We start from the raw sequence: 11,132 nt of genomic DNA, 5'->3' as shown, positions 1-11,132 counted from the left end.
CAATGCCAGATTTTTCTTGACTCTGGTAGATAACTAAACCCTTCTTCCTTCTTACTTATTCCCTCTTACTTCTTAACTTCTTCCTTCTTAACTTCTTCCTTCTTCCTTCTTCCTTCTTCCTTCTTCCTTACAATTGCCCCATTAACAATGTTACGATTTCCACAGAAGCGAAAGAATAATATGATTAGAGAAGGAAAAAAAACTGGATGGAAGAGATAGACAAATCCATATCCTTTGATGGACGGGATATTAGACTAAAAGTTGGTTTATTTGCGCCTCAAGCTGGTGGTGCCGTGATGATAGAGTCAGGAGACACAGCAGTGTTAGTGACGGCCACCACCTCCAAAGGTAGAGAAGGAATAGATTTCCTACCTCTTTTGGTGGACTACGAAGAAAGACTCTACGCTGGTGGTAAAATTCCAGGTGGTTTTTTGCGTAGGGAAGGTCGCCCACCAGAAAAGGTGACACTTACTGGTCGTTTGATTGATAGGCCGCTACGCCCTTTATTTCCAAGCTGGTTGCGTAATGATATTCAAATTGTGGCCACAACTTTGTCCATGGATGAAGAGGTGCCACCAGATGTGCTAGCTGTGACGGGTGCTTCTGTGGCAGTATTACTAGCTCAATTACCATTTTATGGCCCAATGGCAGCAGTGCGGGTAGGTTTGGTAGGAGACGATTTTATTATCAATCCAACTTACCGTGAAGTCAAAAATGGCGATTTAGATTTGGTTGTCGCTGGGTCTCCTCAAGGGGTGATTATGGTAGAAGCAGGGGCAAATCAGTTACCGGAACAAGATATTATTGAGGCAATTGATTTTGGTTATGAAGCAGTTTGTGACCTCATTCAAGCTCAACGAGAAATTATTGCTGAAATGGGTATTGAACTTGTTGAATCGGAACCTCCGGAAGTAGACCCCACTTTAGAAGATTATATCAAAGACAAAGCAACAGAGTCGATCAAACAGGTATTATCTGAATACGATTTGGATAAAAATCAGCGCGATGAAAAACTTGATGCAATTAAAGAGTCTATTGCAGAAGCGATCGCTGAACTACCTGAAGAGGAACCTGTAAAGGTATTCATTGAATCAGATAGTATGGCATTAGGGAATGTCTTTAAGGGTGTCACCAAAAAACTGATGCGTAAACAAATTATTGATGAAGGTATCCGGGTTGACGGTCGTAAATTGGATGAAGTCCGTCCTGTTTCTTGTCGGGTAGGAGTTTTGCCACCACGAGTCCACGGTAGCTCTCTATTTAATCGAGGTTTGACTCAAGTAATGTCTGCTGTAACTCTGGGAACACCTGGTGATGCTCAAGAATTAGCAGACGACTTACATCCACAGGACGAAAAACGTTATCTGCACCACTATAATTTCCCTCCTTTTTCTGTAGGGGAAACTAAACCATTACGATCGCCTGGTCGTCGTGAAATAGGTCACGGTGCTCTAGCTGAACGTGCATTGAACCCAGTCATACCAACAGCAGAGATTTTTCCCTATGTTATTCGAGTGGTTTCAGAAGTGCTTTCTTCAAATGGTTCAACTTCTATGGGTTCCGTTTGTGCTTCCACCTTGGGTTTAATGGATGCTGGTGTTCCCATTACGAAACCTGTGAGTGGAGCAGCTATGGGTTTAATTAAAGAAGATGATGAAGTTCGTATCCTCACAGATATTCAAGGTATAGAAGACTTCTTGGGTGATATGGACTTCAAAGTTGCTGGTACTGATAGTGGTATCACAGCTTTGCAGATGGATATGAAAATTACAGGTTTACCTCTAACAGTGATTTCTGATGCAATTCATCAAGCTAAACCTGCACGGTTACATATTTTGGAGAAAATGCTTAGTACTATCGATCGAGCTCGTCCAGATATGTCACCTTATGCACCACGACTATTAACATTTAAGATTAGTCCAGACATGATTGGTTTAGTGATTGGACCTGGTGGTAAAACTATTAAGGGTATTACTGAGGAAACGGGTGTCAAAATTGATATTGATGATGATGGCACAGTGACTATTGCAGCGACTGATGGCGAAAAGGCGAAACAAGCTTGCAATATTATCCAAGGTATGACCAAGAAACTGAATGCTGGGGATGTTTATGTTGGTCGTGTGACTCGAATTATTCCTATTGGTGCTTTTGTGGAAGTGTTTCCAGGAAAGGAAGGAATGGTTCATATATCTCAAATTGCAGATTATCGTGTTGGTAAAGTTGAAGATGAGTTAGCAGTTGGAGATGAAGTAATTGTTAAGGTACGAGAAATTGATGCTAAGGGTCGGGTGAATTTAACTCGTTTGAATATTCATCCAGATGAAGCTGCTGCTGCTAAACTAAATGCAATGCAATGAGTTCTTAAATTAGCAATCAGAAGTCAGCAGTAAATGTGTGCGTTTGCGGAGCATTCCGGAATGGAAATGAGGATTTAAACCCAGAGCTGCAAAAAGCTGTTAACATTAGCGTTTGCGCAGCATTCCGATAGGAAAGATCCTCTGTTTACGCAGCATTCCGTAGGAAAAGAGGCAGTTCCTCTGCAAGAGGCTAACTGAATGCTAAAAGCTAATAGCTAGTTAAGGATAGTTACAAGTCAAAAGTAAAACCTCAGAAATGGGTAATAATCATTCTGTTGTCATTGTGCCGATAGAAAATTTAAGTTTTTCTTTGGAAATATCCCATTAACTGGCACACTTTTGACTTGGTAAGTAGGTTGGTAAAATTAAATATAAAATGCTTATAAGAGGGAACAGAAAACAGGAAATTTTGATTAAAAAGTATTTCACTTTACCTGAAATCTACCTCTTAAAGTTTTATATTTATTTATAACCACTGTTCTCATGTTCGGTTGAATACTTATAAATAACGATGATAGCTAAAAGTCTTATATTATCGGCAATTTATTCCCCTCCTGGGAGGGGTTAGGGGTGGGTTGCCAGATGAGCTGTTGCCTGCGCACAGCGCTATAATATCTGAAGAAAAAAGAGATCATGGCAAAATTTAAGAAACTATTTCACCCCAGAATTAAAAAACAACTGCCATTACGTTTGGTTCAGACCTTACCAGTAGTATGACAAATATGCGCTTTTATTAGCATACTAGGATGGTTGTCATTAGTTCATAGCCAAACAGCAGTTAATGAAATTGTTAATCAGCTCCAAAAAGAAATTAGCAGTCGGGTAGAAAAACGGACAAAAACTTACACAAAGATTCCATATTTATTTATGAAAATAGTAATTTTGATAAAATTTGCCCACCTGACAAATAAAAATTTGTCAATCAATATTGAAAAGTATTATTTTCTCTAAATACTCAAAATATTATGTCTTCTAATTTCCCCAAAAAATTAATTTTAATTACAGCACTTCTATCATTAATTCCATTAAGCACTGCTCAATACTTACCTCAAGTTAGTAATAATTTTATCTCTACATTTTGGCAGAAATTAACAACAGCAAATACTAGCAATAATTCACTTACTACTGCAGCTCCTTCCCCTTCAGTATCTAAACTACCAAAACCTCCACTAGCAACTTATAAAAACTTCGACATCGTAATTTATGGAGATGAACTTCAAGGAATATGTGCTGCTATTTCGGCTAAAAAAACATTAGGAAAGACAGGTAAAGTTGTACTAATACGTTCCAATTCTGAAAATGCAGCTCTAGGTGGTTTACTCACACGAAGTGGATTAGCTTATCTTGACTATGATAAAACACCAGATTGGCAATATCGACCATATTCTCAGTGCTTTCTTAACTTTTTGAAAAAAGCAAAAGTTGTCGAAGCTTGTGTTGCTCCAGACAAAGCAACAAAAGCAATGAAAGAAATGTTAGAAGCGGCGGGAATTGTAGTTATTTCTAATGCTTCTCTTACACCTTATGTCGAGAATAGAAAAATTAAATTTGTACAGATCGACGACACAAATATTAGAGTCAAAGCTGCTGCTTTTATAGACAGCACTCAAGATGCAGAACTAGCAAGAAAAGCTGGTGTACCTTACTATTTAGGATTTGCATCACAAAACCCACAACTATGGGATGAAACTATCGCAACTTCTATTGTTCCCACAGTGACTGGTTTAAGTATTTACGAATTCAAAAAAATAGAATCAAAAATACTGTTTAACCGTCAAAAAATGGCAAAAATTAAGACAAAAATTCAAGCAGACCAAGCACCAACAGATGCTAAATTTACCCTAAAAAAATTTAGATTGCCAATAATTAAAACATATAAAGATGGCTATATTAACAGAAGTATTGCTTTAGCAGGGGCTTATCATATTCATAGAAAACACTCTTTTAATCTAGATTTATCATCAGTATTTTTATTTGATAAGCTGAATATTTGTCGTGTGGGTCAACGGGAATTATCTTTGAATGGATTTTTGTTTAAATATAACAGTCAAAAAGTGAGAGAAATAGAAAATAATAACTTTCAACCAACTCAAGACATGATTACAGAGATGCAGGAACTTGAAGCTTGGTTGAGAAAAATGTCAGGGAAAGATGTCAAAGTAATTTTACCTTCTGAAGTTTATATTAGACATAGTTTAAATATTACGGATGTTGTTGATCCATTGACAGGAAAAGAAATTCTTCAAGGGGGTACTTCAGCAGAAAATTCTATTGGTACTTTTTCTTATGAATTTGATTTTAGGGGTGGTGTTAAAGGTTTAGGTATTAATTATTTACCTCTACCGATATATAACTTTGGAATTGAAAGTGCTTTAGCTAAAAATGTGAATAATTTAGCAGTTGTCGGACGCTCATCTGGATATATAGGAATTGCTGTAGCAGTAGCAAGAATTCAAACTATGAGTATTTATCAAGGACAAGCAATAGGAGTAGCAGCAGCTATGGCAAATCAAAAAGGTATACCCTTAAATCAAATCACTTCTGCTGAAGTTCGGGAAAAATTAGAACAATTAACTGGTAAAAAGACAAAATTAAGAGGTGAAAATCGAACTGGAAGTAGAGATTATAGTCATGTAAAATAACCTAAAGGGAATAGGGAGTAGGGGGTAATATATCTTATAGAAAATTTCATCTCAGTTAGGTACAGTACTAGCGGGCAATATGCCCGCACTACAGAGATTTAAACACTAATATTTGACTTCATATACGACCGAATCTCCTGTAAGTTCATAGCTATAATTCTTCACTCGCATTACCGAATTTAACTTATTATTTAATATAATAAAGTCATCAATAAGCATAGCATTATTTTTGGTATTTCATATATAGTAGTCGAAGCAAAGGTTAGGACAGATAAAAAGCTTAAAACTCAAACAAAGCAAGGTTTTTCCTTCTTCTTTCTTCCTTCTTCCTTCTGCTATAAAATCTAATTAGGGCTTGCTGATTAAATCTAAAAGCATTGACATATAAAGACTTTAGCCTTTTTGGGGTCGAAAAAAGTGCATGGTTTTCAGTCTAAAAGGCTCAAAAAGTTAGTATTTTAGGCAAGAGTTGGGCAGAAAAATCAAGGGACAATTCTTACTCCTACCTCCTCTAAATTCCCATTTATCCCCTCCTGGGAGGGGGAGGGGCGAGGGGTGGGTTGTCTCCTACCCCAGCAAAAAGACTTTCCATACGCAAACCCTAATCTTTCATAATAGCTTGCCCAAAAATATAAATTGATAGAATTGCTAATAATCCACGAAAAGCTAAACTGATAACTTTGTCTGGTAATTTAGGCAGAAATCTCGTACTAAATTGAACACCTAATAAACCACCAAATCCTAATAATGCTCCAGGTTCCCATAAAACATTACCTCTAATCCCATGACCTATACAAGCAGAAAAAGCTGTAATTACAATCACTCCTAAGCTAGTTTGAATAGCTACCTTAATACTTTCACCTAATAATAATATTTGCAAAGGTACTATAATTACACCACCTCCCACACCAAATACACCTGCTAATAATCCAGCTAAACTACCAGTAATAACTCTAGCAATAACCTTGATATATTTATCTGGAAATTGATAATTTATTTCTTTGACTATTTTCTCAAACATTAATGGTAAAGGATGGGGAGTAAATGGCAAAATAAATTCCACTACAAAATCTTGATTATTAGTATTTTCTGCTTTGACTTTAAGATTTTCCTGCTGATTATTTTGTAATTCTTCGTCTTGCTTTTTCTTCATTGTTATTTGTTTACGAAACTCCACTAAATAGATATTCAAAGCTAGAAATAATCCAAAAGCAAATAACAACCAACGAGAAGCAAATAAATTGGCAAAATATACCCCCAACTGAGCAGTAATCAAAGCCGGAAACCCTATTCCTAGCACTCGACTAATACTTAAATATCCCATTTTCCAGTTTTGAATACTACCAGAAGTAGCCGTAATTATAATTGATAAAGTGCTAGTAGCAACTGCTTGTATAGGTTCATATCCTAATGTCACTAATAAAGGTACGAGAATAGTACCACCACCAATACCTAAAAATCCAGCCAATACACCAGCAAATAATCCAGAAACAGCCAGAATAAATAATTCTATAAAAGTCATTTTATTTAAAATTTTCAATTTTTTATAGTAGGCAATCTAAGTTATCTAAATAAGTTCTTTTTAGAAAACTCCAGTCATTGTATCCTAATTCTTTCTTCTTGCTCAAAATTTATTGCCAAAATATATATCTGAGAAATTCCATAACTATAACAGATATTCAATCCTGATGAATATTATCCCCAGATGGGCTGAGAAAAGCTTGGAAAAAAAGAGGTAAATTTCGATAACTACGAACTAGAAATACTCAAGGAAATATAGTATTTGAACTCAAATATAAAGAAAAAAAATCGCCTTTAATTATACCAAGCGTGAAAAAATAATGTGTTTGAATAATAAGTGCGATCAAAAGATTTTGCAGGAAATGTAACTTTGACAAAGCGGTCGATCTTCGGAACTTCCCCTAGGGTGGGATGGCGAGGGAACCTCGCTGGTTGACCATTGACCAAGAGAGCGGTGCGACCCCTCGACGACACTAGTCGCATCTGGTAGCGCACCAAGAGAAAAAGAGAATTTACGACCGTTAAAACTGGTATTGAAGCAATTCCCGTGTGATATCAAATCCGCTCGGGTTCGGTATAAAAAAAATTTTCATCTTCATCCAAGAGCAAATGTTTCGCGCATTCTCTTCCCTCCTGAGGAGGTCCTTCCCCTCCACCGGAGGGGGAGGGGCGAGGGGTGGGTTGACTCGGTCCTCCTAGATTAACTATCTAATTACACCGATGCTACCGGATTTGATATGATTAGGTCCGACTGAGTCACCCTCCACCGGAGGGGGAGGGGCGAGGGGTGGGTTGACTCCTAAGAAATAGCCTAACTTTCGTAGCAAACATTTATTAAACTGGCATTACATATCATCTTGCCATTCCTGAAAGAATAAAAAGTCCTTATATTACTGAAGAATTGTTGCGGTGGAGAAGATCGCAAAGAGGAAAACCTTTTAAGTTTTTAGACTTTAAAGAAGGGGAAGGCGAAATAATTACGGGGAAAAAGACTGATAAAGATGACAACCGCATAAATGAAAAGCTAGAATCTCCAGAATTTTTAGCAGTAAGTATTCTCAGACAATTTGCCAAACATCTTCGTGATATCTGTTGATAAGTGGGTAACTTTATAGCTGCCAGGGGCGATCGCTTCTTCATTCATCAACCTCAAACAAGGAATGAGGTAAACCTGAATTACGAATAACAGATTGTAAAGTTCCCACTCTTAATTCTTTAATAATGATGATTTTCAAAGAATGGTCTAAAACTCTCGGTATACATTAATCCTTCATATAATATGCCCTAGTTCCTTTAGCATTTATTGCCTCTCCCAATCTATTTAACCCATGCACATAAGCAGCAGTTCGCATCGAAACAGACAACTCTTGAGATATTTGCCAAATTTGCTCTGTTTCTGCCAACATTTTTTCTTTCAAGCGTTGATGAATCTCATCCAAAGTCCAATACAAACCACTGCGATTTTGTACCCACTCAAAATAACTTACAGTCACTCCACCAGCATTAACTAAAATATCAGGAAATACATAAATTCCACGGTCTTCTAAAATTATATCTGCAGCAGAAGTAGTCGGACCATTTGCAGCTTCAAAGATAAATTTTGCTTTAATATCTTTGACACTTTCCTCAGTAATTTGATTCTCCAAAGCAGCAGGAATTAATATATCAACATCTAAAGCTAAAAGTTCTTTATTAGTCAAAATTTGATGCTCAACAATATTACAAACACTGCCTTTACAGTAAACAGCTTGAATACCTTTATTAGACTCCTTATATTGTCGAATACTAGGAATATCTAAACCCTTTGAATAATAAATACCACCCTGAGAATCACTAACAGCAACTACCTTATAACCAGCTTGACAAAGTAACTCTGCCAAAAATGCTCCTACATTACCAAAACCTTGTACTGCAACTGTAGTTTTTTCCGGAATATATCCAAACTTGGACATGATAGTTTCAATAGTAAAAAAAGCACCCATTGATGTTGCCGTATTTCTGCCCAAACTACCACCAATAGTAACAGGTTTACCTGTAATAACTGCCGGAATTAATTGTCTGCGAATAATACTATACTCATCCATCATCCAACCCATAATCATTGGGTTAGTGTACATATCAGGTGCCGGAATATCCACATCTGGACCGATAAAATCAGCGATCGCATCAATATATCCACGACTCAAACGTTCTAATTCCATCCGAGATAACTCTTTCGGGTTAACAGTAATTCCACCCTTCGCTCCACCAAAAGGTAAACTCACAACTGCACATTTAAAAGTCATCCAAAAAGCTAAAGATTTTACCTCATCAATAGAAACATTTGGATGATAACGAATACCACCTTTTGTCGGTCCTCTAGTATCATCATAACGAACTCGATAACCTTGAAAAACTCGTAATGAACCATCATCCATTCGGACAGGAATTGAAACTATTAAACTAGCTTTTGGATGTTTGAGACGCTCTTTTGTATCTTCAGAAAGAGAGACATATTTTAATGCTTTTTCTAACCTGAGACTAGCATCAGCAAATAAAGAATCTGACATAAATACCTATTTTGATGAATAAAATTATGTTGGTATTTAGATCATAAATCTCTTGATTCACTGTAATGATTAAGAAAAATAAAGAATAACGGCGTTGCTGAAGCGCGTGTATGATATTAATCTTAATTACTTAGGAGTCAACCCACCCCTGCCCCTCCCAGGAGGGGAATTCAGTCGGACTGAGTCAGGAGGGAAGAAAGAAGAAGAAATCCCGAGTATAAGGAGAAAGTTTTTTGGTCAGGTAAGCGGAAGGTCGTTCTATAGCGCTCTTATCCGGACAGATATCATACCTCTTTTCACCAACGCCAAAAAATAAAATCATATCAAATCCGTTGGCTTCGGAGTAATATAGTTCTATTGTCGTCATATAGTGGTTAAGGGAGAATGCCATTTGCCCCTACAATATGGACTCTTATCTTTAAGTACTGAATAACACTGATGCTACCGGATTTAATATCAATTATGGCACAGCAATTATCAATTATTTCCCCCTACTCCCTACTCCCTCTTTTCTGAAGATTTCTATTAACTTACAGCACTTTTGAGGATAGTGAGGTACACTTAGGGTTTGCGTATGGAAAGTCTTTTTGCTGGGGTAGGAGACAGGAGACAGGAGACAGGAGACAGGAGAAATGGGAATTTAGAAGAGGTAGGAGTAAGAATTGTCTCTCAATTTTTCTGCCTGCCATAATCATCCTAAGATACTAGCTTTTTGAGCTTTTTCTGCCGAAAAGCTGGTACTTTTTTCAACTCTAAAACGCTACAACCTTTATCTGTCAATACTTTTAGAATTAATCAGCAAGCCCTACTTATAGGACTATTCTTATATTTCCTATTCCCTGTTCCCTAGAGCAATAAAACTTTGTACCTCATCAACTAGAAAACTGCTGTAAGTAAAAATGCTTGCTTTGATAGAAGTTACGTCGCGCTGTAAAGTAGTCCCAATCCACAAATCCTGCTTTCAGATGTCTAATTCCCGATCTAGGATCGAATGTTGTCCGTCCATGCATTACCCTCACATTATGTATTAGCAAACAGTCCCCATTATTGAGACGGAAGCGGTACTGATATGCTGGATTTTTCATATAGTGATAGAAGATTGAGTAAGCTTCATAAAAACTTTCTGTCTTCTCAAATGGGATAGTTCGTTCGCAGTTTTTTTCGTTAAAGCAGATGCGATATATATTACCTTGTGTATCTAATTGAATAATCGGAGCAGTATCAGAAAAGTAATAATTATTCTGGGGGTCAAATTTATGAAAAACAATCGGAGTGTCGCTCAAAATTTTGAAGTATTCAGGATATTTTTGACGAAAGTCTTCACAAACCCGAAAACTATCAACCAGTATTGATTCGCCACCTTTAGCATTATGTTCGACGCAATAGAAAAACGGCATCAAGAACTTGCTCAATTTATAGTTATGAGCATTGTGAGGCAATACCTCTGGACCTGTCATTAAATCGCCCAAATCTTTAGCATCTGGAGTAGGTTTAACATCACTCACTATCTCAAATGTAGCATTGATTGGTCCAATAGATTTTGTGAGAAAAGATTCCATTTCCTCAATACTCATATTACTGAGTAACGTAAATCCCAAGGCACAAAGTTCGTCCATCCACAGTGATTGTGGACATGAATGAATGTCGTGTCGCTCTATAGGATGCTTATCGAACCAAAATCGATCCCATAATACAAGTTTTGGTTCGTTGCAGATTTGCTTTGGATCTGGGTCGTAGGCATATTTCATCAGCCAGGAAATAGGATATATACTGCGATGAGAAGGCTTTTCATCCCAATCAATAATCAATTCTTCTTCATTTAATTCCACATATAATGGCTTTGGTTGTGGATTCTCAGTATAATCATAAATTCTCCGAAAAGTATCTGGATTACGAGACTGAGGATTCAAGCAATTATCACGCAACCAGATATAGTGGAAACCTTTGCCTCTGACTTTAATAAAACTTTCATTTAAAATTGTTGTACTGTTCATTCAAAACTCCTACTTTTTGGTAGCTCAAAACTAAGGAATACAAATTAAATTAAATTTTATTAAGTTTTT

General features: G+C 36.8%; 6 protein-coding genes. 3 read left to right on the top strand and 3 right to left on the bottom strand.

What is annotated here, in order from left to right:
- Nucleotides 1–206: 206 nt before the first annotated feature.
- The gene (locus tag D5R40_RS06375) at nucleotides 207–2,357 is read left to right on the top strand and encodes a polyribonucleotide nucleotidyltransferase (protein WP_124144137.1); all 2,151 of its coding nucleotides are present in this window, start codon (nucleotides 207–209) and stop codon (nucleotides 2,355–2,357) included.
- A 965-nt stretch (nucleotides 2,358–3,322) separates the two neighbouring features.
- Nucleotides 3,323–4,999: an FAD-dependent oxidoreductase gene (locus tag D5R40_RS06365; protein WP_124144136.1), complete on the top strand. Its 1,677-nt coding sequence runs from the start codon at nucleotides 3,323–3,325 to the stop codon at nucleotides 4,997–4,999.
- A gap of 601 nt (nucleotides 5,000–5,600) precedes the next feature.
- On the opposite strand, the gene D5R40_RS06360 is transcribed toward D5R40_RS06365, so the two are convergent.
- Nucleotides 5,601–6,521 carry a sulfite exporter TauE/SafE family protein gene (locus D5R40_RS06360; protein WP_124154389.1) on the bottom strand — a complete coding sequence of 307 codons (921 nt, stop codon included), beginning with the start codon at nucleotides 6,519–6,521 and terminating at the stop codon, nucleotides 5,601–5,603.
- A gap of 903 nt (nucleotides 6,522–7,424) precedes the next feature.
- On the opposite strand from D5R40_RS06360, the gene D5R40_RS06355 reads away from it, so the two are divergent.
- Entirely contained in the window at nucleotides 7,425–7,616 is a 192-nt protein-coding gene (locus tag D5R40_RS06355) for a hypothetical protein (RefSeq protein ID WP_124144134.1), read from the top strand.
- Nucleotides 7,617–7,782: 166 nt separating this feature from the next.
- Here the strand turns inward: D5R40_RS06355 and D5R40_RS06350 are convergent, their stop codons facing one another.
- Nucleotides 7,783–9,069, bottom strand: coding sequence for a Glu/Leu/Phe/Val family dehydrogenase (locus tag D5R40_RS06350; protein ID WP_124144133.1), 1,287 nt, complete (start codon nucleotides 9,067–9,069; stop codon nucleotides 7,783–7,785).
- Between the two features lie 872 nt (nucleotides 9,070–9,941).
- A complete protein-coding gene (locus D5R40_RS06345) occupies nucleotides 9,942–11,063 on the bottom strand; it encodes a TauD/TfdA family dioxygenase (RefSeq protein ID WP_124154388.1) in 1,122 nt (373 codons plus the stop codon).
- Nucleotides 11,064–11,132: the final 69 nt, after the last annotated feature.

The organism is Okeania hirsuta (assembly GCF_003838195.1).
GTDB lineage: Bacteria > Cyanobacteriota > Cyanobacteriia > Cyanobacteriales > Microcoleaceae > Okeania > Okeania hirsuta.
The sequence above is the reverse complement of the archived record's forward strand: the minus strand, read 5'-3'. Positions and strand labels throughout refer to the sequence as shown.

Excerpts from the sequence above, each read along its gene's own strand:
- D5R40_RS06375 (WP_124144137.1), top strand. The coding sequence starts at position 207 with ATGGAAGAGATAGACAAATCCATATCCTTTGATGGACGGGATATTAGA.
- D5R40_RS06345 (WP_124154388.1), bottom strand. The coding sequence starts at position 11,063 with ATGAACAGTACAACAATTTTAAATGAAAGTTTTATTAAAGTCAGAGGC.
- D5R40_RS06365 (WP_124144136.1), top strand. The coding sequence starts at position 3,323 with ATGTCTTCTAATTTCCCCAAAAAATTAATTTTAATTACAGCACTTCTA.
- D5R40_RS06360 (WP_124154389.1), bottom strand. The coding sequence starts at position 6,521 with ATGACTTTTATAGAATTATTTATTCTGGCTGTTTCTGGATTATTTGCT.
- D5R40_RS06350 (WP_124144133.1), bottom strand. The coding sequence starts at position 9,069 with ATGTCAGATTCTTTATTTGCTGATGCTAGTCTCAGGTTAGAAAAAGCA.